Origin of the sequence: Corynebacterium sp. UMB10321, assembly GCF_030228725.1 — a bacterium.
GTDB lineage: Bacteria > Actinomycetota > Actinomycetes > Mycobacteriales > Mycobacteriaceae > Corynebacterium > Corynebacterium pseudogenitalium.
The window spans coordinates 61,754-86,497 of the sequence record NZ_JASOZC010000010.1 but is presented as its reverse complement, the minus strand read 5'-3'; the positions used below and the strand labels follow the sequence as shown (position 1 = coordinate 86,497).

At 64.6% G+C, this 24,744-nt stretch carries 29 protein-coding genes; 17 read left to right on the top strand and 12 right to left on the bottom strand.

All coding sequences use genetic code 11. The features are described 5' to 3' along the window. Positions 1–280 precede the first annotated feature (280 nt). Positions 281–1,258 (bottom strand): pseudouridine synthase, encoded by a 978-nt coding sequence (locus QP752_RS09550; RefSeq protein WP_284805362.1) that lies wholly within the window; start codon positions 1,256–1,258, stop codon positions 281–283. A gap of 22 nt (positions 1,259–1,280) precedes the next feature. Between QP752_RS09550 and QP752_RS09545 the strand changes: the two genes are divergently transcribed. From QP752_RS09545 to QP752_RS09530, 4 genes are all read left to right on the top strand, one after another. Then, a complete protein-coding gene (locus QP752_RS09545) occupies positions 1,281–1,427 on the top strand; it encodes a hypothetical protein (protein ID WP_168156154.1) in 147 nt (48 codons plus the stop codon). A 76-nt stretch (positions 1,428–1,503) separates the two neighbouring features. Further along, positions 1,504–2,397, top strand: a complete 894-nt coding sequence (locus QP752_RS09540) for a universal stress protein (protein WP_070361739.1) — start codon at positions 1,504–1,506, stop codon at positions 2,395–2,397. A 142-nt stretch (positions 2,398–2,539) separates the two neighbouring features. Next, the gene (locus tag QP752_RS09535; RefSeq protein WP_070361740.1) at positions 2,540–2,809 is read left to right on the top strand and encodes a GlsB/YeaQ/YmgE family stress response membrane protein; all 270 of its coding nucleotides are present in this window, start codon (positions 2,540–2,542) and stop codon (positions 2,807–2,809) included. 140 nt (positions 2,810–2,949) lie between these two features. Next, the gene (locus QP752_RS09530) at positions 2,950–3,582 is read left to right on the top strand and encodes a TetR/AcrR family transcriptional regulator (RefSeq protein WP_070975662.1); all 633 of its coding nucleotides are present in this window, start codon (positions 2,950–2,952) and stop codon (positions 3,580–3,582) included. Here QP752_RS09530 and yidC read toward each other — a convergent pair. Further along, entirely contained in the window at positions 3,545–4,651 is a 1,107-nt protein-coding gene (gene yidC / locus QP752_RS09525) for a membrane protein insertase YidC (protein ID WP_070975661.1), read from the bottom strand. The genes QP752_RS09530 and yidC overlap by 38 nt on opposite strands. A 16-nt stretch (positions 4,652–4,667) precedes the next feature. Here yidC and QP752_RS09520 point away from each other — a divergent pair, with 16 nt between their 5' ends. Beyond that, positions 4,668–5,459 (top strand): class E sortase, encoded by a 792-nt coding sequence (locus QP752_RS09520; protein ID WP_256008282.1) that lies wholly within the window; start codon positions 4,668–4,670, stop codon positions 5,457–5,459. A 3-nt stretch (positions 5,460–5,462) separates the two neighbouring features. Continuing rightward, the gene (locus QP752_RS09515) at positions 5,463–5,615 is read left to right on the top strand and encodes a hypothetical protein (protein WP_168156155.1); all 153 of its coding nucleotides are present in this window, start codon (positions 5,463–5,465) and stop codon (positions 5,613–5,615) included. A 4-nt stretch (positions 5,616–5,619) separates the two neighbouring features. Here QP752_RS09515 and QP752_RS09510 read toward each other — a convergent pair whose 3' ends face one another. Then, positions 5,620–6,180, bottom strand: coding sequence for a DUF2020 domain-containing protein (locus tag QP752_RS09510; RefSeq protein ID WP_284805361.1), 561 nt, complete (start codon positions 6,178–6,180; stop codon positions 5,620–5,622). Here QP752_RS09510 and QP752_RS09505 point away from each other — a divergent pair. Next, positions 6,179–7,441, top strand: coding sequence for a sensor histidine kinase (locus tag QP752_RS09505; RefSeq protein ID WP_284805360.1), 1,263 nt, complete (start codon positions 6,179–6,181; stop codon positions 7,439–7,441). The two genes, QP752_RS09510 and QP752_RS09505, sit on opposite strands and share 2 nt — an antisense overlap. After that, entirely contained in the window at positions 7,438–8,076 is a 639-nt protein-coding gene (locus tag QP752_RS09500) for a response regulator transcription factor (RefSeq protein WP_070361745.1), read from the top strand. The genes QP752_RS09505 and QP752_RS09500 overlap by 4 nt, the downstream gene beginning before the upstream one ends. On the opposite strand, the gene QP752_RS09495 is transcribed toward QP752_RS09500, so the two are convergent. Continuing rightward, positions 8,073–8,393, bottom strand: a complete 321-nt coding sequence (locus tag QP752_RS09495) for an Lsr2 family protein (RefSeq protein ID WP_070361746.1) — start codon at positions 8,391–8,393, stop codon at positions 8,073–8,075. The two genes, QP752_RS09500 and QP752_RS09495, sit on opposite strands and share 4 nt — an antisense overlap. Before the next feature lie 93 nt (positions 8,394–8,486). Further along, positions 8,487–9,116: a DUF6474 family protein gene (locus QP752_RS09490; RefSeq protein ID WP_070361747.1), complete on the bottom strand. Its 630-nt coding sequence runs from the start codon at positions 9,114–9,116 to the stop codon at positions 8,487–8,489. Between the two features lie 86 nt (positions 9,117–9,202). Here QP752_RS09490 and QP752_RS09485 point away from each other — a divergent pair, with 86 nt between their 5' ends. Further along, a complete protein-coding gene (locus tag QP752_RS09485; protein ID WP_284805359.1) occupies positions 9,203–10,681 on the top strand; it encodes a TM0106 family RecB-like putative nuclease in 1,479 nt (492 codons plus the stop codon). A 24-nt stretch (positions 10,682–10,705) separates the two neighbouring features. Here the strand turns inward: QP752_RS09485 and QP752_RS09480 are convergent, their stop codons facing one another. Further along, complete coding sequence (locus tag QP752_RS09480) at positions 10,706–11,881, bottom strand: MFS transporter (protein WP_284805358.1); 1,176 nt, start codon at positions 11,879–11,881, stop codon at positions 10,706–10,708. A 384-nt stretch (positions 11,882–12,265) separates the two neighbouring features. Further along, positions 12,266–12,868, bottom strand: a complete 603-nt coding sequence (locus QP752_RS09475; protein WP_284805357.1) for a superoxide dismutase — start codon at positions 12,866–12,868, stop codon at positions 12,266–12,268. A gap of 84 nt (positions 12,869–12,952) precedes the next feature. Here QP752_RS09475 and msrA point away from each other — a divergent pair, with 84 nt between their 5' ends. The 3 genes from msrA to QP752_RS09460 are packed head-to-tail and all read left to right on the top strand — an operon-like array spanning position 12,953 to position 15,248. Next, positions 12,953–13,594, top strand: a complete 642-nt coding sequence (gene msrA / locus QP752_RS09470; protein WP_284805356.1) for a peptide-methionine (S)-S-oxide reductase MsrA — start codon at positions 12,953–12,955, stop codon at positions 13,592–13,594. Further along, entirely contained in the window at positions 13,594–14,322 is a 729-nt protein-coding gene (locus QP752_RS09465) for a glycerophosphodiester phosphodiesterase family protein (RefSeq protein WP_284805355.1), read from the top strand. Before msrA ends, QP752_RS09465 begins: the two co-directional genes overlap by 1 nt. A gap of 20 nt (positions 14,323–14,342) precedes the next feature. Beyond that, entirely contained in the window at positions 14,343–15,248 is a 906-nt protein-coding gene (locus QP752_RS09460) for a DUF5926 family protein (RefSeq protein ID WP_284805354.1), read from the top strand. Positions 15,249–15,287: 39 nt separating this feature from the next. Here QP752_RS09460 and QP752_RS09455 read toward each other — a convergent pair whose 3' ends face one another. Next, positions 15,288–16,550: an LCP family protein gene (locus tag QP752_RS09455; protein ID WP_284805353.1), complete on the bottom strand. Its 1,263-nt coding sequence runs from the start codon at positions 16,548–16,550 to the stop codon at positions 15,288–15,290. Beyond that, the gene (locus QP752_RS09450) at positions 16,547–17,242 is read right to left on the bottom strand and encodes a CPBP family intramembrane glutamic endopeptidase (protein ID WP_284805352.1); all 696 of its coding nucleotides are present in this window, start codon (positions 17,240–17,242) and stop codon (positions 16,547–16,549) included. The genes QP752_RS09455 and QP752_RS09450 overlap by 4 nt, the downstream gene beginning before the upstream one ends. Positions 17,243–17,260: 18 nt before the next feature. On the opposite strand from QP752_RS09450, the gene pheA reads away from it, so the two are divergent. Then, positions 17,261–18,151, top strand: a complete 891-nt coding sequence (gene pheA / locus QP752_RS09445; RefSeq protein WP_284805351.1) for a prephenate dehydratase — start codon at positions 17,261–17,263, stop codon at positions 18,149–18,151. Between the two features lie 16 nt (positions 18,152–18,167). Here the strand turns inward: pheA and QP752_RS09440 are convergent, their stop codons facing one another. From QP752_RS09440 to QP752_RS09430, 3 genes are read right to left on the bottom strand one after another with little or no spacing between them, the layout of a single operon-like run. Further along, entirely contained in the window at positions 18,168–18,515 is a 348-nt protein-coding gene (locus QP752_RS09440; protein ID WP_256000847.1) for a metallopeptidase family protein, read from the bottom strand. Further along, positions 18,515–19,531: a septum formation family protein gene (locus tag QP752_RS09435; RefSeq protein ID WP_284805350.1), complete on the bottom strand. Its 1,017-nt coding sequence runs from the start codon at positions 19,529–19,531 to the stop codon at positions 18,515–18,517. The genes QP752_RS09440 and QP752_RS09435 overlap by 1 nt, the downstream gene beginning before the upstream one ends. Positions 19,532–19,534: 3 nt before the next feature. Continuing rightward, on the bottom strand, positions 19,535–20,284 hold the full coding sequence (locus QP752_RS09430) for a GntR family transcriptional regulator (protein WP_256005688.1): 750 nt from the start codon (positions 20,282–20,284) through the stop codon (positions 19,535–19,537). Between the two features lie 88 nt (positions 20,285–20,372). On the opposite strand from QP752_RS09430, the gene serS reads away from it, so the two are divergent. Genes serS through glpK form a run of 4 tightly spaced genes read left to right on the top strand, consistent with a single transcriptional unit; the run spans position 20,373 to position 24,740 of the window. After that, the gene (serS, locus tag QP752_RS09425; RefSeq protein WP_284805349.1) at positions 20,373–21,626 is read left to right on the top strand and encodes a serine--tRNA ligase; all 1,254 of its coding nucleotides are present in this window, start codon (positions 20,373–20,375) and stop codon (positions 21,624–21,626) included. Next, complete coding sequence (locus QP752_RS09420; RefSeq protein WP_252931691.1) at positions 21,626–22,447, top strand: 1-acyl-sn-glycerol-3-phosphate acyltransferase; 822 nt, start codon at positions 21,626–21,628, stop codon at positions 22,445–22,447. The genes serS and QP752_RS09420 overlap by 1 nt, the downstream gene beginning before the upstream one ends. A 1-nt stretch (position 22,448) precedes the next feature. Next, positions 22,449–23,276 carry an HAD family hydrolase gene (locus QP752_RS09415; protein ID WP_284805348.1) on the top strand — a complete coding sequence of 276 codons (828 nt, stop codon included), beginning with the start codon at positions 22,449–22,451 and terminating at the stop codon, positions 23,274–23,276. Between the two features lie 3 nt (positions 23,277–23,279). Continuing rightward, entirely contained in the window at positions 23,280–24,740 is a 1,461-nt protein-coding gene (gene glpK, locus QP752_RS09410) for a glycerol kinase GlpK (RefSeq protein WP_284805347.1), read from the top strand. Positions 24,741–24,744: the final 4 nt, after the last annotated feature.

Below are 24,744 nucleotides of genomic sequence, written 5' to 3'. Positions count from 1 at the left end.
TGGGAGGGTGTGGGAGAGTAGGTTACCGCCGGCCTATAACTTCATTTTATTGTGTGTGGTGGGTTCCATTATTCCCGTTGTTGGGGGTGGTGGTACCCACCACACTCTTTTTTGTTTTGGTGGGGGTGTGCACCACGTGCGTGGGGGTGTGTGCACCAGATTCCTTTACGTAGGCGGCGTGAGCTGGGGAAACGCCACCGCACAGTCCCGAAGATCCAGAATGTGGTGCACAGCTGCTTCGGCTACCGTTGGAGGCACGCTATTGGTACTCCGAGAGGGTTTATGGCCAGGGCACTGAAGGATCTGTCGTGAAGTGGACGGCCTTGCCGGAGAGGGGGTCCGTGAATGCAACGGAAATGCATTCCAACAGCATTGGTTTGGTGAAGTCGTCCTCCCCAAAAGGATGTGGGACGGGGTAGATAGAGTCGCCGATGATGGGCACCCCGGCGTCCAACATCTGGATTCTCAGTTGGTGCGTGCGTCCACTGATCGGTTCGAGGAGATAGCGCCCGAGCGGTCCTTCCACTCCGTAGCGTTCTTGTAGCACTGTTTCCTCTTCTGACGGCAAACGGGACGCGCCAAGGAACATCGTTTCTGAATTGGGTTCCGCGCCGCGGACAATCTTGGAAGCAACTTCGCCGTGTTCTTTGACGATGTGATGCCGCCAAGGTCCGGCAGGTAGCGAAGCATCATAAGGAGCAACCGCGGAATACAGGCGGCGGACTTCTCGTCGGGCGAACATGTCCTGGTACGCCCCGCGGACGTCACGGCGCTTCGTCAGTAGCAACAAGCCACTCGTCATCCGGTCCAAGCGGTGGGCCGGGGTGAGCTCCTCGTTGCCGGTCTCTCGGCGCAGGCGGACGGTGAGGGTCTCCGTGATGTGGGCGGCGCGTGGCATCGTCGCCAAGAACGGCGGTTTGTTGACGACGAGGACGTTATCGTCTTCGAACACCACGGTGTGAGTAAACGGTACGGGAGTTTCGGGGGCGGGGCGTCGATAAAAGAAGACGTCTGTGCCCGGCTGCAAAATATCGTTGGGGGAGAGCGGGGTGCCGTCGCGCAGGACGACTTCGCCGACGGCGAAGCGCTGGAGGACGGCTGCGGCGTCGTCATCGGCGTGGCGGTGGCGCTGCCCCTTGATGACTTCGGTGAGGAAGTCGCCGGCGGTAATGGGGGCGTCGGGGACGCGGACTCGTGACGCGCCGAGGCCATCGCGCGGAGGCAGTGGCGGGGGCGACTTCCTTCGTTTTCTACTCATATCCTTTGCTAGATTAGTCGCTATGGATCTTGGAGCGATGTTGCAACCAGTACTGGCGTTCTTCAATGAAGGTATCGGGAAGGTGATCGCGGACGTGCTGCGAGCACTCTATGAGACGTTCTTCCCTGCGAACTCTGAGGGCGCGAAGCCCGTGGAAATTCCCAAATAAGGGCCACGATATCGATGTGGGTTTTGTCTACAATGGGGGTAGAAACTGCCTACCTTCTTGAGAAAGGGCGAAACACATGTCGAATGAAGAAATGGTCGTCGTAGCTGTGGACGGAAGCCCGGCTTCCCACAACGCGGTCCGCTGGGCGGCGAACACCGCCGCGAAGCGCGGCATCGCGCTGCAGCTGGCTGCAAGCTACACCATGCCGCAGTTCCTGTACGCGGAGGGGATGGTTCCGCCGAAGGAACTGTTCGACGATCTGCAGAAGGAAACCATCCAGAAGGTCGAGGAGGCGCGTGACATCGCGCTTGAGGTCGCCCCAGATATCAAGATTGGGCACGCAATCGCGGAGGGATCCCCGATTGACATGCTGCTTGAGATGTCGCGTACCGCGACCATGATCGTGATGGGGTCGCGTGGCCTTGGCGGGCTTTCCGGGATGGTCCTCGGCTCTGTGTCTGGTGCGGTTGTCTCCCACGCAAGCTGCCCGGTTGTGGTGGTCCGCGAGGACAACAACGTGACGGAAGAGAATAAGTACGGCCCGGTCGTAGTCGGCGTTGATGGCTCTGAGGTTTCCCGCCACGCAACGGAGGTCGCCTTTGAGGAGGCGCACGCTCGCGGTGCGGAGTTGATTGCGGTGCACACCTGGATCGATACGCAGGTGCAGGGGCCGGGCGCTGGGTTCTCTGTCACGGACGAGCACTGGAAGGCTGTGCAGGAGGAGAAGGACGAGATCCTCAATGGCTACCTGGAGGACTCCGCCGCGAAGTACCCAGATGTGCAGATCCGCAAGGTGATTACGCGTGACCGTCCAGTCCGCGCGCTTACCGAGGCCGCTGAAGGCGCACAGCTCCTGGTCACCGGTTCCCACGGTCGTGGCGGGTTCAAGGGCATGCTGCTCGGCTCGACGTCGCGTGCGCTGCTGCAGTCCGCGCCGTGCCCGATGATGGTTGTTCGTCCGAACGACTAATCTCGCGGAACGCAACCAAGTCCCAGCGGTGCCGTTTCCAGATCGTTACCCGTTGGTGTCCGAATCGTAGTGGCATTATGCCCGAATGGGAGGCACCATGGTCAGTAGACATTAAACGATCGTTATAGAAGGAGACGTGCACATGCTGGGACTTGGCTTTTTCGGCTGGATTATCATTGGCGGACTTGCGGGCTGGATCGCTTCGAAGATTAAGGGCAAGGACGCCGACATGGGCATCGGCCTGAATATTATTGTCGGCATTATTGGTGGTCTGATTGGCGGCTGGTTGCTGGCGAAGTTCGGAGTGGACGTCGACAATGGCGGACTTTGGTTTAGCTTCTTCACCTGCATCCTTGGTGCGGTGATCCTGCTGACCATTGTCAACTTTGTGAAAGGCAAACAACGCCAATAGCCAGTAGCGCGAAAAGCGCGTGATGTATGTACCGGCCGGAGGGACACACCCCCGGCCGGTATTTTTCTTTTCAGAAACTACGGTACGCGGTATGGTGAACGTACTGGTTTGTCTACTAGAGATTTTGGAGGAGCAGTCGCGTGAGCAGCGGTACAACCAGCAAGGCAAAGAGTGCTTCCAGGAGGCGGAATCGTCCCAGCCCCCGGCAGCGGCTGCTGGACGCCGCCACGAAACTCTTCCAAGAAGAAGGCATCCGCGTCATCGGTATTGACCGTATTTTGAGGGAGGCGGACGTCGCGAAGGCGTCGTTGTACTCCCTGCTTGGGTCGAAAGACAACCTGGTCATCGCGTACATTGAGCGGCTGGACGAGGAGTACCGGCAGCGTTGGGCGGAGCGCACCGAGCATGTCTACGACGCGGACGGCAAGGTGCTGGCGTTCTTCGACATGGCGATTGAGGAGGAGCCAGACCGGGAATTCCGTGGCTCGCCGTTCCTGAACGCGGCGAACGAGTATCCGCGCCCGGACACGGAGTCGGAGGAACGCATCGTTGCGGCGTGTAAGAAGCACCGCCAGTGGATGTACGACACGATTACGCACCTGCTCAGCGTGAAGAACGGCTACAACTCGGCCTCGCAGACGAATGAGCTTTTGATCTTCCTCGACGGCGGCCTGGCGGGAGCCCGCTTTGTGCGCGATACCGCGCCGCTGGAAACTGCCCGTACGCTGGCGAAAGCTACGCTTGGGACTCCTCCTGCTGACTATTCGATTTAGCCTCCCGCTGCACTTTCGACCGCTCTTTCTCGATTGCCTTTTTGGCGCGCTTCTCGTCGCGCTTGGCCTCGGCTAGGGCGGATTTTTCTGCGCGGATGTCGCGGCGAACCGCTGGGATGGTCGTCGGTCGCACGAGCGCGCCAGCCTTCTTGCGGCGCCAGGTCCGCTTGCGCTCGCGCTTCTCCCGCTTCTTTTCGACGTACGCTTCGCGCGCCTCGCGTACATGGTTGCGGTGAATCTCTTCGGAGGGGAAACGCTTTACAAGCAACGCCCAGAGCAGAACGGTCTGTGAGGCGGTCCAGAAGTTGTTGACTACCCAGTACAGCAGTAGCGCGATCGGCACGAGGCCGAGCAGTCCCGCCGTGGTCAGGGACAGTGCGATGAAGGGGATCATCCAGTACAGAAACCGGTAGCTGCCGCGGGTGAACGCGTTTTCCCACTCGAGGGTGGTGCGGTTGCGGATCTGGGAGAGCAGCAGGTTGATGCTGGTGAAACAGATGGCGGCGATGAGCATCGGTATGGCCAGGCCGCGAACGGCGTCGACCGTAGTGCCGAGGGAGGCAAACTGCTCTGGTGTCATGGAGACGTAGGCGGGGAGGGGGACGTCGAAAAGCGTGGTGTTGCGGAAGCTTTCGATCTCGTCTGGGGTGAGCAGGCCGATCCGGTGGGCGTCGCCGACGTCGGGGACGGCGAGCCAGTACAGCAGGCGGTACAGGCCGAAGAAAAACGGCAGCTGGATCATGGCGGGAACGCAGCCGGCGAGCGGGTTGTAGCCGTGCTCGCTGCGGAGTTTCTTGATGGCTTCGCGCTCCGCCTCGATGTCCTCGAGTGCGGTGGAGCTGCCGTAGCGGTCCGCGATGGCTTTCATGTGTGGCCGCATCATGTAGCTGGTGCGGCCTACCTTGTACGTCTTCCAGGAAAACGGTGCGATGGCGCCGCGCACTGTGATGACCAGCAGGATGATGGATGCGATCCAGGCGCCAGAGACGGGGGCGCCGAGGACGTCGGCGAGGAGCCAGTGCCAGAACTGCAGCACGGCGGACACGGGATAGACGAGGATTTCCATCATTCGCTAATGTTAGGCCATGGTTTACCAACAACCCAGACGCAAGGTGCGCGCCTCCCAGGTGTTCGGCGAGGTGCTGCTGACCATCGGGGCGTTGTTGTTGCTGTTCGCCTTTTACGAGTCCTATTGGACGAATATCGCTTCCGGCAAGATGCAGAACGAAGCGCAGGACACGTTGTCGGAGCAGTGGAAGAACCCGCGCCAGCTGCGCACGCCACAGCTTGGCGACGCATTCGCGCGCATGTACATCCCTGCGTTCGGGTCGGACTACCAGTTCGCCATCATCGAGGGCACCGACGAGAACGAGTTGTTGGTGGGTCCGGGCCGCTACCCGGACACGCAGATGCCGGGCGAGCCGGGCAACTTCGCGGTGGCGGGGCACCGCGTGGGCAAGGGCGCGCCGTTCAATGACCTTGGGGCGCTGAACAGTTGTGACGCCATCGTGGTGGAGACGCAGGATTCCTGGGTGACGTACCGCGTGCTGCCGATGGGCCTGGACCCGCAGGAGCGCCGGGACGTGGCGGCGGGCTGCGTGCCAGCCGAGATCAACGAGCCGATCGCGACGGGCGAGTACCGCAACGTGGTAGGCAGGCACATCACGCTGCCGGGGGACGTGAACGTGATCAACCCGATCCCGGAGCAGCCCTCTATCGAGGTGCGCCCGGACATGCTGGGCATGATCACGCTGACCACGTGCCACCCGCAGTTTTCGAACGCGGAGCGCATGATCATTCACGCCGTGCAGACTGAGGTGCTGGCGAAAACGCCGGGCGAGCAGACCCTGCCGCAGGCGATGTCGGAGGTGAAATAGACAATGTATGGAGCACTTTGGCGGATGCTGCCGGGGCCTACGCCGGTGAAGTGGCTGCTCGCGATCGTGATCGCGGTGGCCGTGTTCTTCCTGCTGATGGAAGTGGTGTTTCCGTGGGTGTCGGCGCAGATGCCCTACAACGACGTCGCAGTGTAACGCTCTAGAGCTGCAGGTTCTTGATGGTCTCCTCGGCGACGAGCTGCGCCTTGATGGACTCGTCCTGGTTGGTGAACACGGTCACGGCCGTGTTGCCCTTGGCCACGGAGTAGGCGGCGCCGATCCGGTTGGGTACGGCCCCGCCGCCGTGGCGTCCGCCGTTCCACCCGGCTGGCTGGTTGGCGGGTTCGGTGTAGTCGATGGGTGTTGCCCAGTCGACAACGGCCATGGCGTCCTCGGGGCTGTCCATGTGCCGCACGATGACGGTCAGCTGTGGCTCGGGCGGGTAGGACCAGAACTGGCAGGCTGGGGGGTCGAAGCGGGCGTCGATACCTACGCCGGTGACGCGCTGGCCGTTGGCGTCGGCGACCCAGTCGGTGTCGAGGTATGGGCAGGGCTGCCACGCGTTGCGGTCGGTGGCGGGCAGGGCGTCGAGAGGCAGAGCAGCTTGTTGCTTCTCGACGCCCCCTTCGTCTGCGGGCGCCGGATCCGGGTCGGGGGCGACGCACCCGGCGAGGACGCCGAATGCCATGACTGCTGCGAGGGTGGGTAGTGTCAAACGCATGGGTTCCAGATTAGCTGTGTTGTCGCCGGGCCCCGGCGAAACCACTGAGGTGCCGGTAAACCGCTCCTTGGATATCGGTATCACGGTGTTGTCGGTGTCGCTGGTGTTGGTGTCGCTGGCGGCGCTGGCGCGAATGTCGCTGGATGAGGCGCTGCTGCACATCACTCTGGTGACGACGTTTTCCTTCCTCCTGTTCTACGGGATGACAGAGATGCACTATTGGGCAACCCCGGGCCGCGTGCTGTGGCTCGTGGGGCTGACTGGCGTGTGGATGCTGGACACGACGATCTCAGTGGTTGCGATGTACTGGGTGTTCATCCTGTTCTTCGTGTACATGCGGGCGTTCAACGACTGGCGAGGTATTGCCGGGGTTGCTGCTGGGCTTGTGATCACGGTGCTGGTACAGCTGCCGGATCATCTCACGCTGGGCAGCGTGTTGGGGCCGGCGCTGTCGGCGGTGGTGGTCCTGGCGATCAACTATGCCTTCACCACGATTACGAAGGTGAGCGACGAGCGCGCCGAGCTCATCAACGAGCTACTGGAGACACGCGAACAGCTAGCAACCACGGAGCGTGCTGCGGGTGTGGCGCAGGAGCGGGAGCGGCTCGCGCACGAGATTCACGACACGGTGGCGCAGAACCTGTCCTCGATCCAGATGCTGCTGCACGCCGCGGAGCGCGACCTGTTGGCCACGGACCTTTCGGAGGAAGAGCTGGCGGCGCCGTTGAAGAGGATGGAGACGGCACGTAGGGCGGCGTCGAGAAACTTGGCGGAGACCCGTGCGATTATTGCGGCGCTGACGCCGGCGCCGCTGAGCACGACGTCGCTGGAGGAGGCGCTGCGCCGCATCGCGGCGGACTTCGGTACGACGGGCGACATGGACATCGAGGTGGAGGTCGACGGTGAGCCGCAGCAGCTGCCGATGCGCATCGAGGCCGGCCTGCTGCGTATTACGCAGGGCGCGGTGTCGAACGCGGTGAAGCACTCCGAGGCGAGCCGCATGCGCATCACGCTGACGTTTGGGGATGACGAGGTCCGCCTTGATGCGGTGGACAACGGCAAGGGCTTCGACGTAGCGAGCCAGGCCAAAAAGCCCTCAGGGTTAGGCCATTTGGGTCTCGATGCGATGCGTTCTCGGGCCGAGGAATTGGGCGGTGAGCTGGCAATTGAGTCCCAGCCCGGCGGGCCGACAGCACTTTCTGTGGCGGTACCGAGTAGTATCAAACAAAAGACTGACCAGGTGGAGAGGAAAACTTCATGATTCGTGTGTTGCTGGCTGATGACCATGAGATCGTCCGGCTGGGGCTTCGGGCCGTGCTCGAGGAGGCCGAAGACATTATGGTCGTCGGCGAAGTTGCCACAGCTGAGGGCGCGATCGCGATGGCGCAGGCCGGCGGCATCGACGTGATTTTGATGGACCTCCGCTTCGGCGCGGGCGTCGAGGGCACCCGCGTGACCACGGGTGCGCAGGCAACGGCGCAGATCATCGCCTCGATGACGAACCCGCCGAAGGTGCTCATGGTGACCAACTACGACACTGACGCCGACATCCTCGGCGCGATCGAGGCCGGAGCCGTCGGCTACCTGCTGAAGGACGCCCCGCCGGAGGAGCTCGTCGCCGCGGTGCGCTCCACCGCGCGTGGCGACGCCACCATGTCCCCGGTGGTGCGCGAGCGCCTCGAGACGCGCGACCGCACTCCGCGCTCCTCGCTCACGCCGCGTGAGCTGGAGGTGCTGCAGTTGGTGGCGGCGGGGTCGTCGAATAGGGAGATTGGCACGGAGCTCATGCTTTCAGAGGCGACCGTGAAGTCCCACCTCGTGCATATTTACGACAAGCTGGGTGTGCGTTCCCGTACTTCCGCCGTGGCGTCGGCGCGCGAGCAGGGCGTGCTCTAGTAGTAGGGGTGGGCTTCGTGGAATGCTTCCACGATGCCGAGGGGGATCTTGCCGCGGTTGGCAATGGGCAGGCCTTCGGTCTGCGCCCAACGGCGGATCTCGGCGGGGTCAAGGGCCCGATCGGTCGCGTCGCACGCCTCCCTGGCTGCTTCGACGTACGGCTTGAGCTGCGCCAGGAAGCGCTCTGCGTTCTCCGGCTTGAGGTCCAGCACGTAATTCTTCCCCTGTAACCCGAAGCGGATCACGCGAACATCCGCCTCGTGCAGGGGCGTGTGGTCCAGGTCGTCGAAAAACTGGGTGATATTTTGCCGGGCCATGAAGGCTGTCCTTTCTCCGGTACTCCCAAGAGCGATACTTGGGAGTAGTGTTCGCGTTTGGAGGAAGTCTAGCAAATACTTTGGCCGATAATACTAATTAAGTTTCTTCTGCACTTCCGCGGACAGTTTCTGCAGGTCTTCATCAATAGAGTTGTGAGCCAGGCGCTGCTGTACCGGGTTCATGTGCTCGGCGTTTTCCACCGCGGTCTGCAGCTCCGCGAGGCGGACCTTCGCGTCGGTGGCGAAGCCCTTCGGCAGCTCGGCGGTCTTGACCTGGCCCTCGAGGGCGTCGACGCGCGACTTCAGCTGCCCGCCGCGCTCAGAAAAGCGCGAGACTTCCTGGGAGGACAGGCCGACGCTCTGCGCGCGCTGCTGCACCTGCTTTTGCTGGTAGGACGTCCAGCCCTTGTAGAACAGCGGCAACAGCACCGGCAGGAGCAGACGGGTCGCGCCGAGCCACTGCTTGGCTTTCTTCTTCGTAATGCCGGACTCCTCAATGCGCTGCAGATGTGCCTTCGCTAGCCGCTCCTCGTGCTTGCGCTTCTGCTTCAGGCCCTGCTTCTCTGCCTTCAGCAGGCGCTTCTCGGCCTTGTCCAGCAGCTTTGCGGTGCGGAAGTCCTGCTTCGCCTCCTCCTTGGCAAGCTTGCGGGCGTGCGCCTGCGCGGCCTTAATCTCAGCCTTGGCCTTCGTGCGTGCTTTCCGGATGGATTTGAACAGTCCCATGCGAGTTAACTCCTTTACGCTTCAGCGTTCGTTTGGACACCAACCTTACCTGTTTCTCCACTGCGCCTAGTAGAATATTGCCCATTGTGAGTACGTCGAAGCAGCAGGACGGCACACGCATGCGGCCGTCGGATCTTGTGGGGTGCCGCTTCCGGTTCCGCCGGAGGTGCCAGTTTCCGGACTACCCGTCGCGCGAGGAAGCCGAGGCGCACCTGCCGCAGCGCATCGCAGTGCAGGAAGCGGTACTCGCCCAGCTGCCTACCAAGCCAGCGCTTGGCGACGGCCGGCGCCGCCTCTTCACCCGCGCCGACGCCGCGGACGCCACCACCGAGGGCGTCTTTGACCTGATGCGCCGCGGCACCCACCTGATCACGCGGGCCACGCTCCATGGGGACATAGCCGGGGTGGCGGTCGAGGTGGACGTCGACATCCTGGTGCGCACCGCCGACGGGTACGTGCCGGTGATCATCTCGAACCACAGAGTCGCGCGCACGCACCCGACCTCGACGCTGCAGGCCGTGCCGGTTGGGCGCCTCGGGCTGGGGGCACCACTGCGGGTTGCGGGCAAGTATCGCCACCACACCGTCGACGGCTACCGGCTGGCCATGGCGCACCTCCTGCTCGGGGAGCGCTCCGCGGGCCGCGGCGGCGTCATCGGGCAAGATAGGTCGCTGGCGTACGGAGTGGACGTCGAAAAGTATGTCGCGCCGCTGCTGCTCGCGCTCGCCGAGCCCACGCCCGAGCACCCAACCCGCTACAAACAGTGCGCCACCTGCAGGTTCTGGCCGCTGTGCCTGCCTGATCTCGAGGCGCGCGACGACATCTCGCTGGTGCTGCCCGGCGGCAAGGGCGACCGCTTCCGCGCACAGGGCATCACGACGGTCCAACAGCTTATCGACGCCCAGCTCGGCGAACCTTCCCGCATCGCCGAAGCCTGGCGCGCCGGGATCCCCCTGCTCAGGCGGCCGGGGCCGATTGCAATCCGCCGTGCGGACGTCGAGATCGACATCGACATGGAGTCCTACATGGACCAGGGCGCCTACCTATGGGGCACCTTCGACGGCGAGCGCTACCGGCCGTTCGTGACGTGGGAGGAAGTCGGCGGCGACGCGGAGGAAGCCAACTTCGCCGCGTTCTGGCGCTGGCTCCTCGACCAGCGCGCCCAAGCCCACGCGGAAGGCAAGACCTTCGCCGCCTACTGCTACGCCGCGGCGGGCGAGAACCACTGGCTGCGCATGTCCGCGCAGCGCTTCGCCAGCATCGACGCCAAGGAAGTCCAGGAGTTCATCGCTTCCGAAGAGTGGGTCGACGTGTTCGCGTCGGTGCGCAGGCACCTGGTGGGCACCGACGGGCTGGGGCTGAAAGTGCTCGGGCCCATCGTGGGCTTTCACTGGGAGGACGACGACATGGACGGCGAAGCCTCCATCGACCGCCGCTTCGCCGCCGTCCGCGGCGACGAGGACGCAAAGCAGACCCTGCTGCAGTACAACGAAGACGACTGCCGGGCCACCCGTGCCGTCCGCGAATTCCTCGCCGCCGACGCCCCCGGCATCCCTTTGCTCTAGCTTTGGGGTTTAGCGCCTGGTGTTTTAACGCCTGGTGTTGCGGGCCACCGCCGCGGTAATCAGCACCAGCACCACAACGAGGCAGGCCAGCACCATCGTGAACCCGGCCCACGGCAGCAGCTCGTACACCCAGCCCGACGCCGCCCCCACCATCGACGACCCCATGTAGTACCAGAACACGTACATGCTGGACGCCTCCGCCCGGTCGCGCTCCGCGATGATGCCCACCCACGCAGAAGCCGTCGAGTGCATCGCGAAGAAGCTCGCCGTAAACACCAGCAGACCGGCCAGCAGCGCCACCAGGTTCGGTATCGCTGCCAGTATCAGGCCCACCACCATGAGCGACGCGCCCCCAATCACCACGTGCCCGCGACCGTACTTGCTCACCAGCGCACCCGCACGCGACGCAGACCACGTCCCCGACAGGTACAGCAAAAACGCCAGCCCCACCAGCGACGGCGGCAGGCCAAAGTATTCAATCGCGCGGAACCCCAGGTAGTTGTACAGGGAGACGAACACGCCCATCCCGATGAACGCCGTCGCGCACAGCGCGAGAATCCTCGGGTTCCTCGCGTGCCGAACCATCGCGCGGAACTCATTGCCCGGTCGCAGCTTCGCCTTCGGCGTGAAGTTCCGCTGCGCAGGAAGCAGGATCGCCGTTGCAATCGCCAGTGCAAGTGCCGTCACGCTACTGGCTGCGAGCGCCCACCGCCACGACGTGACCGCCAGCAGCCCCGTCGGGATCAACCTACCCGTCAGCCCGCCGATCGTATTGCCGGCGATGTACAAGCCCATCGCGCCGGGCAGGTCTTTCGGGTCGAGCTCCTCGGAGAGCCAGGTCATCGCAACGGCCGGGGTGCCTGCAATCGCGACGCCTTGCAGGGCGCGCAGCAGCACCAGCTGCTCCATCGACTGCGCTAGTGGTAACAGCAGCCCGATGCCCGTCGCCACCAGCGCCGACACGATCAGCACGCGCCCACGCCCATACTTCTCCGAAAGTATCGACGCCGGCACCACACACAGCGCCAACCCGCCCGTCGCCGCCGACACCGTCAGCGCCGTCGTGGACGGGGAAGCGTCGAACGCCTCCGCCAGGGTGGGGAGCAGGGCCTGGGTGGCGTAGAGGGCGTTAAAGATTCCGAGCCCGGCGAGCAGCATCGCAATCGTTGCGCGACGATACTCCGGGCTCCCTTTCTTCATGCTCCATATCCTGGCACTTTGTGGCGGGGACCTCAAGGAGCGTTCAGGATGCATGCACCACATTCCTGGTTTTGGTGGACGGATTTGTAAAAGCCCAGGTCGGTTTGTGTGCGTGGTGGAATGTGGTGCGCAGGTCGACCGGAGCGAACACTGCGGCCCAAAACTGGCCCAGCTAACCCCGTCCCCTACCCCCTCTTGCGTGACAGGTTAGCCTACCCTAATATTCCTAGTGGGTCCTGGTTCCTTCAACGGACTCGTCGTGAATACAGATAAAACCCGCCGTGTTTCATACCCCTGTATGAAACACGGCGGGTGGCCATGTAAAGCGCTCCTCGCGAGAGCGCCTTTAATCTAACAGAATTACATGGCGTTGTCTATACCGACTTACTTGGAAGCCGCTTCGAAGCGCTCGTTGACGTCGTCCCAGTTGACAACGTTCCACCAAGCCTTGACGTAATCGCCCTTGACGTTCTTGTACTGCAGGTAGAAGGCGTGCTCCCACATGTCGAGCATCAGCAGTGGGGTGAAGTCAACGGAGATGTTGCCCTGCTGGTCGGTGAGCTGCTCAATGATGAGGCGGCCGGCGATGTGGTCGTAACCCAGGACTGCCCAGCCGGAGCCGTGCAGGCTGGTTGCAACACCGGAGAAGTGTGCCTGGAACTTCTCGAAGGAACCGAAGTCGCGGTCAATTGCCTCGGCGATTGCGCCGGTTGGTGCGCCACCTGCGTTCGGTGCCATGTTCTTCCAGAAGATGGAGTGGTTGGTGTGGCCACCCAGGTTAAATGCCAGGTTCTTGGACAGTGCACGCAGCTTGTCCGGGTTGGCGTCGCCGTTGCGCTCTGCCTCGAGGGCCTCGAGTGCGGCGTTTGCGCCAGCGACGTAGTTTGCGTGGTGCTTGTCGTGGTGCAGCTCCATAATCTCGGCCGAGATGTGTGGCTCGAGTGCGTCGTATGCGTATGGGAGCTCTGGAAGTTCGTAAACAGCCATTGTCAGTTCCTTTCGTTTGGGGGTTGGTGACGTGCCCCATAATAGACAAGAATCACATTCCCGCAATGGCGTACGCTAATTTTTATGGGTTTCTTGTTTGCACCGGAGCCGAAGCTGGTTCCTGAAGATCGCACGTTGCCGGGTCGTGATGAGCCGGTGTTGGCGCACCCGCGTCCGCATGCTGTGCTGGGGACGCCGATTACTGGCCCGTGGCGCGAGGGCCAGCGCCGCTTGCTGGTGGGCATTGGGTGTTTTTGGGGCGCTGAGAAGATGTTTTGGCAGATGGAGGGGGTGGAGTCGACGTCGGTTGGTTATGGCGGGGGTTCGACGCCGAATCCGACGTACCGCGAGGTGTGCAGTGGGCAGACGAACCACGTCGAGCTGGTGGAGGTGGTCTATGACCCGGAGCGAGTCTCGCTGAAGGAGTTGGTGCGCGCCGCGCTCGAGGCGCACGACCCGACGCAGGGGTTCCGCCAGGGCAATGATGTGGGTACGCAGTACCGCTCGGCGTTCTTCACCGACACGGAGCACGAGGCGCAGGACATCAAAGGGTGGGTTGCGCACTACGGTGAGCAGCTTGTCGACGCCGGCTATGCCCCGATTACGACGGAGGTGCGATGGGGCGTCGATTATTACTTGGCGGAGGACGAGCACCAGCAGTACCTGCATAAGGTGCCGAACGGGTACTGCCCGCACCACTCGACGGGCGTGGAGTGTGGAATCTAGTGTTGCCGAAGATTGTGGCGCATCGCGGCTTTTCGGCGATGTACCCGGAGTCGACGCACCTGGCGTTTGAGGCGGGCCTGAAGTTGCCGATCCACGGCGTGGAGTGCGACGTGCGGCTCACGCGCGACGGGCGTCTGGTGGTGTTCCATGACGGACTGGTGGACCGCACGACGGACGGGATGGGACGCGTGTCCACGATGGACTTCTGCGACCTGCGCGAGCTGAACTGCGGCACCGATGAGTGCCCGCAGCAGGTGATGCTGCTCGAGGAGCTGCTCGAGCTGCTGCAGGACTACCCGGAAAAGCACCTCTATATTGAGACGAAGCACCCGACGCGCTACGGCCCCGAGGTGGACGAGGCGACATTTCGGGCGTTGGCGTACGCGGGCATGCTGGACTCGGAGCAGGTTGCGATCATTTCCTTCTCGCATAAGGCAGTGCGGTATTTTACGCGGATGGCGCCGAACCTGCTCACGTATTACCTGTTTAGGGTGCGTGAGGCGAAGTGGAACCCGAAGAGTGTGATGCTGTCGAGCCCGTACGGGATCGGGCCGGGGTTAGCGCATGTGCAGCGGCGCCCGGAGCTGATCGGGAAGCATGGGTGCCCGACGTACGTGTGGACGGTCAACGACCCGAAGGATATGCGGTGGTGTGCCGAACACGGCATCGCTGCGATTGCGACGGACCACCCGCAGCTGGCGCTGCAGACGTACGCAGGGCTGCTGTAGCGCCTGTACGATGTGTGTCTATGGCTAAAAAGAACCGTAGAAAGCAAGAGAATCTCCCAGAGGGAATGAGCCGCCGCCAGGCGAAACTCGCTGCCCGCGCCGCTGAGCGCGAGGCGCTGCAGAAGGACCCGCGCCCGTACGAGGGCCTGGTCGCTGAGGCCGAATTGGTGGCGCTGCAGGAGTTCGTGCCGTCCGCAACCGCGCAGGTGACCGTGAAGGAAACCCCGGTGCAGCTGGTGACGGTGCTGCCAGGCGCCGTCGCGGCGATGGTGCGCGAGGGCGGCGAGCGCCTGGTCGCGCTGCAGGTTGCTGCGCACTCCCAGAACCCGGGCCGCGACCTCGCGTACGCCCTGAACTGGGTGCTGAGTGCCAAGGAGGGCGAGCAGCTCCAGTCCACCGCGGCCGACGGCCAGCAGCCGGCCCTGAAGGACATCTTCCCGGTTGACGACGCCTTGGACGTCACCTCCTACGACGACTTCTCCTGGTGGTTCCCGGAGGACGCGCAGATCCCGCCGCAGATCCAGCAGGCGATGGCGGCCGCGAACGACGCCGTCATCCCGTCCGTCGAGGTCAAGTCGGACGCGCCGGGTGCAGTGTGGTGGGTCAACCCGGGCGGCGGCAAGGCGCACATCCGTTGGGTGCGCACCGAGGATAACGAGAGCCAGATGCTCTCGGCGCTGGCGCGCATCGCGGCGCGCGGTGAGCTTAACCTGGGTGAGGGCACGAAGTTCGCGGGCGCGTTCCGCACCCACGGCGTCGTGGTCCCGGTGTGGGACCTGGACCCAGCCGTTGAACCCGCGTCCTACGCGGATGCGTTGGTGGCGCTGAACAAGGCTATAGAGGCCGAGTACGCGAACGACGCCCAGCTCAGCGCCGACGAGCGCAAGCAGCTGGACAACATCAAGTCCCGCCAGGTCACCATCTAAACAGAGGGCGACCGGGCTACACGGGGGCTATTCGGGGGCCTACCTGAGGGACGAGAAGAGCTGCTCTGCGGCGACCTCGTCCCACAGGATCACGTTGCCGACGTCCGCGTCCATAAACCCGCCCACCGGGATGGTTTCCGTGTTCAGACCCATGCTGAACGCCAGCCCGATGCGGGCCAGGTTCCATACGTGGTCCTTGCTGCCCACGGTGAACATGGCCGGGGCGGTCCACAGTAGTGGCAGCGCCCGGAACGGGTTGAGCAGCACGCCGGGGGAGAGGATCCGATTGGTCAGGGCGCCGAGGAACTCGCGCTGGCGCCCGACGCGGTCCAGGTCGCCCTGGGCGGTGGCGCGGGTGCGCACGTAGCCAAGGCCGGTCGCGCCGTCCATTGTCTGGCAGCCGGGCTCGACGAACAGGTTAGCCAGCGGATCCTGGATGGGCTCCGCCACGCAGATTTCTACGCCGCCGACGGCGTCGACGATGTTGGCCAACCCACCCATGCCGATTTCCGCGTAGCGGTCCACCCGTAGGCCGGTTGCCTGCTCAACGGTCTGGATGAGCAGCTGCGGGCCGCCGTAGGCGAACGCCGCGTTGATCTTTTCCTGCCCGTAGCCGGGCACGGCCACATAGGAGTCGCGCGGGATGGACACCAGCGTCGCCTTCCCGAACAGTGGCAGGTGCAGCAGCATGATCGTGTCGGTGCGGGTGGTGCCCAGGTCGCCACCAGTGCCGAGGCGCGCCGCGTCCTCCTCGCTCAGGCCAGTGCGTGAGTCGGACCCGACGAGCAGCCAGTTCGTGCCCGAGGTGTTCGCGATGCGCTCGGCGGGCAGGGCGTCGACGCGGGAGAGCCGGGCGTCGACAAGGAAGGTGAGGGCGAGCAGCACCACGAGGAGGGCTGCGAGCAGACGGCCGCAGCCACCTTTACGACGCCTCCTCCGTCTCAGTGCGCGCTGTGGGCGCTGCTGCTGTGGCCGCTGCGTGACCTGCATCGGAACGTGCTCGCGCTCCGGGCGCTGCTGCGGCGGCCTGTGCTGCGCTGGACGTTGCTGCGCCGGGTACTGGCGTGGCCGGTATTCGCGCGGTTCGTAGTCTTGCGGGTTGTACTGTCGTGTTTCCTGCGGCTCGCGCCGCTCCGGCCGGATGGCTGGCCGTTCCTGCCAGGCAGGGGGCCGTTGCTGCTCCCGCTGCGGGCGACGCTTCCGGATGGGGCGTCCGTAGCGGTCCACGAGCGGTTGGCCGTCCCTGCCAAGCACGAAGTCCTCGAGGTTATCCCGGGGATCGTTGGAATGCGGCGTATTCATGGCAACAGTGTAGACGGCAGGAGTGGGTAGGCGAGAAAAGCGACGGCGTCGATAAGGAAGTGTGCGAGGATGAGTGGCCAGACTTTGCCGGTGCGGTGGTAGTAGTAGGCGAAGACGGCGCCCATCGCGAGGTTGCCGAAGCCTGCGGAAACCCCCTGGTAGAGGTGGTATGAGCCGCGCAGGACCGCGGAGGCGGCGATCGTGGCGGGTACCGACCAGCGCATCTGCCGCAGCCTGGTGCACAGGTACATCACCACCACGACTTCCTCGGCGAACCCGTTGGCGAACGCCCACAGGAGTGAGGTGGGGACTTGGACAGCTTCGGTGGTGGGGATGACCACCTTGGACCAGCCGAAGTGCACTGCCCCGATGTAGAGCGCCAACCCCGGGATACCGATAAGGGCCGCGAACCCGGCGCCGCGCAGCCAGTCGCGCCACTTCGGCGTAACCCACGCAGTGCCCAGCAGGTACCACGCCAGGCCGCCCCACCCGATGAGCGAAAGGGCTGAGACGGCCTGGAGTGCCACGTCGAGCCAGCCGATGGAGCTCGCCTGGGAGTAGAGCGTCGTCGATTGCTCGTTGAGGGGCGCCTGCAGCAGCGAGTCCACCAGGCGCAGCGCGGCGCGCAGCCCGCTGGCGCCGAAGGTGACGGCCAGCACAAGGAGGACTTCGACGCGGTACCGAGTGTGCATGCAGGCTACAGTAGCCCCATGACAACGATTGCGTACCTCGGCCCGGCGGGAACGTTCACGGAGCAGGCCGTCTGGAACTTTGACCTGCCCGACCCGCAGCTAGTGCCTGTGGATTCCCCGGCGGAGGCGCTCAACGAGGTGCGCGCCGGGCGCGCGGACTACGCGGTGGTTGCGGTGGAGAACTCGGTTGACGGCGCGGTCACCGCGACCACGGACGCGCTGGCGGAGGCTCCCGGGGTGCAGATCTACGGGGAGACCGAGCTGGAGATCGCCTTCGCCATCATGACGCGCCCCGGTGCTTCACTTGTCGACGCCACCCACTTCGCCACCCACCCCGTGGCCTACCAGCAGGTCAAGCGCTGGATGGCCGAGCACGCCCCGAACGCGACCTTCCACCCGGCGACATCGAACGGCGCGGCAGCGCAGCTCGTCGCTGAGGGTGAGGCGGACGTGGCCGCGGCCCCGGAGCGCGCGGCGGAGCTGCTCGGGCTCGAGGTGCACGCGCGCGGCGTGGCCGACTTGTCCACAGCGCGGACGCGTTTCGTGTTGGTCGGGCCGTCCGGGAAACCAACGCCGCGCACGGGCAACGACAGGACGTCGATCGTGTTCCAGACCCCGAACGAGCCTGGCACCCTGGTGGCGGCGCTGCAGGAGTTCGCGTTCCGCGGCGTGCACCTTTCCCGTATTGAGTCACGCCCAACACGCAAGGAGCCGAACACGTACTCCTTCCACGTGGACATCGTGGGGCATATCGACGACACCGCCGTGGCGGAGGCGTTACGGGCTGTGTACCTGCGGTCCTCGCAGATTACGTATCTGGGGTCGTGGCCGTGCGCGCAGCAGGCAACCTGGCCGAGTGGGAACCCGCGCCTCGCAGAGGCCCAGTCCTGGGTAGACGGGCTGCGCTAAGCAGGGATAGCTTCGGCTAACCCCAGCCGAGTTCGTGCAGCTCGTGCTCCTCGAGCCCGAAGTAGTGGCCGACCTCGTGGAGGACGGTCACCTTTACCTCGTGGCGCAGTTCTTCTTCATCGCTGCACATCGCCTCGAGTGCGTCCTTGTACACGAATACCGCGTCCGGCAGGAACCCGCTGTGGTTTGAGTGCTGCTCAGTAAGTGGGATGCCCTCGAACAGGCCCAGCAGCGTGGGTTCGTCCGGGTTGAAGTCACGGGCCAGCACCACCATGTTCGTCATGTGGCGGGCGAACTCCTCGGGGATGGTGTCCAGGGCGTCGTTGATCATCTCCTCGAAGGCGTCCTGGCTGACCGGCTCCATCATGGTCGGGGCTGCTCCTCCCGAAGCGGGCGGCGCTCGGGACGCTCCGGTGGCGGGTTGCCGTCGATCTTGAGCACTTCGCGCCCGGCGGTCGCGGACCCGGTCAGGGTAGCGAACTGCCCCTCCGGGTTCGAGAAGACCAACGCGCAGTTTACGCTGTGCGAGCCGCCCTCCCACGCGGACGGCTTCTGTGTGGTCCAGAACGGCTGCAGCGCGATCTGGTAGAGGTTTTCCTCCGCGCCCATGTACTTCTGGGCGGCGTCGGTGCATACGTCGCGAAGGTGGTTGTCCTGCTCTTCGATGCTCGGGGTGTGGTCGGGGAAAACCGGTGCGAGGTCCACCGTGCTGGTGATCTCCATCTGGTGTGGCTCGTTGCAATCCACGCTGCTCAGGCTGGAGGTGCCGTCGATGGCCACGCACTCCCCGGGATTAAAGGTGCGCGCCTGGTCCTGCTCGGACACGCGGCCCGTGGTCAGGATTGGGGTGCCGTCGCGGTCGGTTTCCTGCAGGCCGCACAGCATGGTGCGGTCACCGTCTTCCCACGCGGCCGCGGGCGGCAGGATCGGCGCGATCGAGTAGCGCCCGTTCGGGTCGAAGGCGCCGTTGAGGTAGCGCAGGGTTGCGCCCCCGCACAGCTCCTCGCGCAGCTGCGCCTGGCGGGTCTGGTTCGGCATCGGCGCAGACGGCCCGAACTCGGAGGTGGGATAGGTGGCCAGGTCCTCGCGTGCGGAGATTTCAAAGCGGTGCTCGAGTGCGCAGTCGGTTTGCTCGAAGGCGGTGATGTGGCCCTCGGCATCGGCTTCCCAGGTCAGGCAGGCGCCTTGGTCCGCCGTGGTGAACGGCGCTGGCTTGTTCTTGCTCTGTCGCTTCGGAGTGGACGTCGATACCCCAGATGCATCAGTGCCGCCTTGCGGCGCGGGTGAGGCGTTGTAGGTGTAGGAGCCGAAGCCGACCGCACCCGCGAGCAGCGCGACGAGAAAGCCGCGCAGCGCTGTTGTCCTGCTAGCCATGTGCATTTCCTATCCCTCGAGGTTGCGCAGTACCTGTGTGTGCAGACTATAACGATCCGTCCGGTACACACTGGCACAGTATTCCACACGTGTGCCATGGCTTTGCGCATAGCGCACGATTCGCAGCAGCGCGCGGTTCGCCGGCACCTCGAGTAACGGGGCGACGGTCGCGCCGGCATTCACGGCGGTCACGGTCTGCTCAGCTTTGGTGATGCCGAGGTTGTAACGCTTATCGAGTACCTCGTACACCGACGCCTGCAGGTCGTGTTCCAGCAGGTCGGGGACCAGCTCGCCGTTGTACCAGCCGTCGTCGACGGCGTAGGGTTGGGCGTCGCCAAGCCGGAGGCGACGCAGGTGGATGTGCTCTGTGTGCGGCGGGGTGCCGAAGTACTCGGCGACTTCTTGAGGCGCTGGCGCGCGCTCCGCCAGCAAAATACTTGACGACGCCACTACGCCCTGCGCCTGCATCTCCTCGGAAAAACTTGCCAGCTGCAGCTTGCTCACCAGCGGGCTCGGCGCCACGAACGTGCCCTTGCCCCGGACTCGGCGGAGTTTTCCCTGGGCGACGAGGTCCCCGATCGCGCGACGCACCGTGATGCGGGAGACGTTATAGGTTTCTTCGAGGGCGCGTTCGCCGGGCAGCGGGTCTCCTGGAGACAGCTCATTGCGGCAGTACTCTTCGAGGATGATGCGCAGCTGCGCGTGTTTCGGGAGGGGGCCTTCCTGGATTTCGGTGGGGGGCTGCTCGGGCGTGGACATACCCCCACCATAGCGCACTGGTTATTACCAGAGCGGGGCGGCGGCGCAGGTGGCGTATGGAGGGGCGGAACCGGGTAGAGTTGTGTGCGTGATTGATCTGAAATTTCTGCGCGAGAATGCAAACGACGTCCGAGAGTCCCAAACCGCCCGTGGCGAGGATCCCTCCCTCGTCGATCAGCTGCTAGCGGCCGACGAGCAGCGCCGCGAGGCTATCCAGGCAGCAGATGAGCTGCGTGCGGAGCAGAAGGCCTTCGGCAAGAAGATTGGCCAGGCTTCCCCGGAGGAGCGCCCGGCGCTGCTCGAGGGCTCGAACGAACTCAAGGCTAAGGTGAAGGCCGCCGAGGCCAAGCAGGCTGAGGCAGAGCAGGCCGTGCAGGACTTGCAGTACAAGATCCCGAACCCGATCCAGGGCGCACCGGCTGGCGGCGAGGAGGACTTCGTGGTCCTCGAGCACGTCGGCGAGGTCCCGACCTTCGACTTTGAGGTGAAGGACCACCTCGAGCTGGGTGAGAACCTCGGGATTATTGACATGAAGCGTGGCACCAAGGTTGGCGGCGCGCGCTTCTACTACCTGGTCGGCGACGGCGCCTGGATGCAGCTGGGTATGATGATGCTCGCCGCGCAGAAGGCCCGCGAGGCCGGCTTCAAGGTCATGATCCCGCCTGTCCTGGTCCGCCCGGACGTCATGCAGGGCACCGGCTTCCTCGACGAGCACGATGAGGAGATCTACTACCTCGAGCGCGACGACCTCTACCTGGTTGGCACCTCTGAGGTCGCACTGGCCGGCTACCACACCGACGAAATCATTGACCTTTCGGACGGCCCGCTGCTCTATGCCGGCTGGTCCAGCTGCTTCCGCCGCGAGGCCGGCTCCTACGGTAAGGACACCCGCGGTATCCTGCGCGTCCACCAGTTCGACAAGCTGGAGATGTTCGCGTACTGCAAGCCTGAGGACGCCGAGGCGATGCACCAGAAGCTGCTCGGACTCGAGCGCGAGATGCTCGCCGCAGTCGAGGTTCCCTACCGCATTATCGACGTCGCCGCCGGTGACCTCGGCTCGTCCGCGGCACGCAAGTTCGACACCGAGGCGTGGGTGCCGTCGCAAGATACGTACCGTGAGCTGACCTCGACCTCGAACTGCACCACGTTCCAGGCGCGCCGCCTGTCCATCCGCTACCGCGACGAGAACGGCAAGACCCAGACCGCCGCAACCCTGAACGGCACGCTCGCGACGACGCGCTGGCTCGTCGCCATCCTCGAGAACAACCAGCAGGCCGACGGCTCCGTGAAGGTGCCTGAGGCGCTACGCCCGTGGGTTGGGAAGGACGTACTGGTTCCCTAATGCGCACGATTGATGGACTGTTCGAAGTAGCGGACGGCTACACCGCCCCGCGGCCGCACAGCGGCGACATGCACAACCGCTTCTACCAGCGGATTGTGCGCGCGGCGAAGCGCTACTTCCGGTTCGCCGGGACAAAGGCGACGGTCCACGGCCTCGAGCACGTCCCGCTGGATGGCGGGGCGATGCTGGCGATCAACCACACCGGCTACCTCGACTTCATGCTGGCAGGCATTGGCCCGTACCTGCGCGGGGAGCGCCTGGTGCGGTTCATGGCGAAGAAAGAAGTCTTCGGCATTCCGGTGCTGCGGTGGCTGCTGCGCAACATGGGGCACGTCCCTGTGGACCGCTCGGCGGGCGCCGGGGCTATCGACGCCGCCGTTGCCGCCCTACGCGAAGGGGCGATCGTCGGCATCTTCCCGGAGGGCACGATTTCGCGCTCCTTCGAGATTGCGGACTTTAAGACGGGCGCCGTGCGCATCGCTCGCCAGGCCGGAGTGCCGCTCGTGCCCTGCGTGATCTGGGGCTCCCAGCGCCTGTGGACCAAAGACCAGCCGAAACGGCTCGGACGCTCGGGCATTCCGGTCATCATCCGCTACGGGGAACCCGTTGCTGTCGACGGCACCGTTGAAGAAGCCACGGGTAGGCTCAAGGCAGCGATGGAAGCCATGCTGGAGACCACCCGCGCCGAATACGAAACGCGCTTCGGACCCTTCGAGCCCGGCGAGCCATGGATGCCGGCCTCGCTCGGAGGGAGCGCACCGACTCTTGAAGAAGCAGCCGAAATTCGCCGAAAAGAACGCGAGGCAAAGAAAGGGAAATAACATGAACGCCCCCAGCCTGATCATCAGTGACATCGATGGCACATTCCTCAACTCCTACGGACGGGTGACACCTCGTCTGCTGGAGGTCGTCGCGCGGGCTGTGCGCGGCGGAACCAAGTTCGGGCTGGCCACCGGGCGCCCCCACCGCTGGCTGCTGCCGGTGCTCGAGCAGCTGCCGTTCGAGCCGGTCTGTGTGGCCGCCAACGGCGCCGTCATCTACGACCCAGAACACGACGAAGTGGTGAAATCCTTCGCGCTGTCCCCGGAGAGTATGCAGGAGACCGTGGAGGTCGTCGAAAAGGTGATGGGGGAAGCCGACGCGACCGTGGGCTACGGGGTGGAACGGCTGAGCCAGAGCGCGCTCGACCCGGAGGAAGAGTGCTTCCTGATCACGCCGGAGTACAACCCGGACGCCTGGGACGCCCGCTTCGGCGTCGTCCACGTCGAGGAGCTGCTGGCAGAACCTGCGGCGAAGCTGCTCGTGCGCTGCCCGGACCTGATGGCGGCAGAGATGTTCGACATGATCGCCCCCGAGATCGACCAGGACATCGCGCACGTGACCTACTCCATGGAGGAGGGGCTGCTCGAGTTCTCGCGCCCCGGCGTGACCAAGGCGGCAGGTGTTTCCTACCTGGCTGCCCAGTACGGGATCGACCCGTCTCAGGTGGTGGCGTTCGGCGACATGCAAAACGATGTTGAGATGCTGGCGTGGGCCGGCATGGGCGTTGCCATGGGCAACGCGACGGACGCGGTGAAGGACGCCGCTGATATTGTGACCGCATCGAATGATGAAGACGGCGTGGCACAAGTACTGGAGCACTGGTTTTAACTCATGACGTTGCTGGCGGCTATTGATCAAGGCACAACATCAACCCGGTTCGTAGTCGCCACTACGGGCGGCAAGGTGATCGCGCAGGCGCAGTTCGAGCACCGGCAGATCCTGCCGCGCGAAGGCTGGGTCGAGCACGACCCACTCGAGATCTGGCGCAACACGCGACGCGCCATGAGCGACGCCGTGGCCAGCGCAGATATCGACGAAGCCGCCATCGCCACTTTGGGCCTGACCAACCAGCGTGAAACCGCCGTCATCTGGGAGCGCGCAACCGGTAAACCCATCTACAACGCCATCGTGTGGCAGGACACCCGCACCTCCTACGACGGCGACGCCACCGAGTTCCAGGCCACCACCGGGCTGCTACGCAACTCGTATCCGGCCGGGCCGAAGTGGGCCTGGATCCTCGACCACGTCGACGGCGCCCGCGAGCGCGCCGCCCGCGGCGAGCTGCTCGCCGGCACCATGGATACCTGGCTGATCTGGAACCTCACCGGCGGCCAGCGCGACCCTGACAACGCGCTGCACGTCACCGACGTGACCAACGCCAGCCGCACCCTCCTGATGGACCTGGAGACCCTCCAGTGGGACCCCGCCCTGTGCGAGGCCATCGGCGTGCCGCCCGAAATCCTGCCGGAAATCCGCCCGTCCGTCGGCGACTTCGGCCATGTCCGCAACCAGGGTCCGCTGGCCAACGTGCCCATTTGCGGCGTGCTCGGCGACCAGCAGTCGGCGCTCTTCGGCCAAGGCGGCCTCGAAGAGGGTGCTGCGAAGATGACCTACGGCACCGGCCTGTTCATGCTGCTCAACACCGGCACCACACCCACCTTCAGCGAGACCGGCATGCTCAGCACCGTCGCCTACCAGCGCGCCGGGCAGCCCGCCGTCTACGCCCTGGAGGGCTCCGTCGCGGTGGGCGGATCGCTCATCCAGTGGCTTCGCGACCAGCTCGGGATCCTGTGCACCGCCGCCGAATCCGAGAAACTCGCCAGCGAGGTCCCGGACAGCGGCGGCGTCGTCATCGTGCCTGCGTTCTCCGGGCTGTTCGCGCCGCGCTGGCGCCCGGACGCCCGCGGCGTCATCACCGGCCTGACCCGCTTCGTGGACCGCCGCCACATCGCGCGCGCCGCCCTCGAGGCGACCTGCCTGCAGACCCGCGAGGTCGTCGAAGCGATGGGCGTCGAACTGCGCGAGCTGCGCGTCGACGGCGGCATGACCTCCAACGACCTCCTCATGCAGATGCAGGCCGACATCCTAGGCACCCGCGTCGTTCGCCCCGGCAACATCGAAACCACCGTCATGGGGGCGGCGTCGGCAGCGGGGATGGGCGCCGGGCTTCTCGATGCCCCACTCTCCCTCGGCACGCCCACAACCTGGGAAGATACGGCAAACGCGGCGACTCGCGAAGTGCTTGTCGCCGCGTGGGAAGATGCGGTACGCCGTTCCTATAACCTTGCCTAGTCGC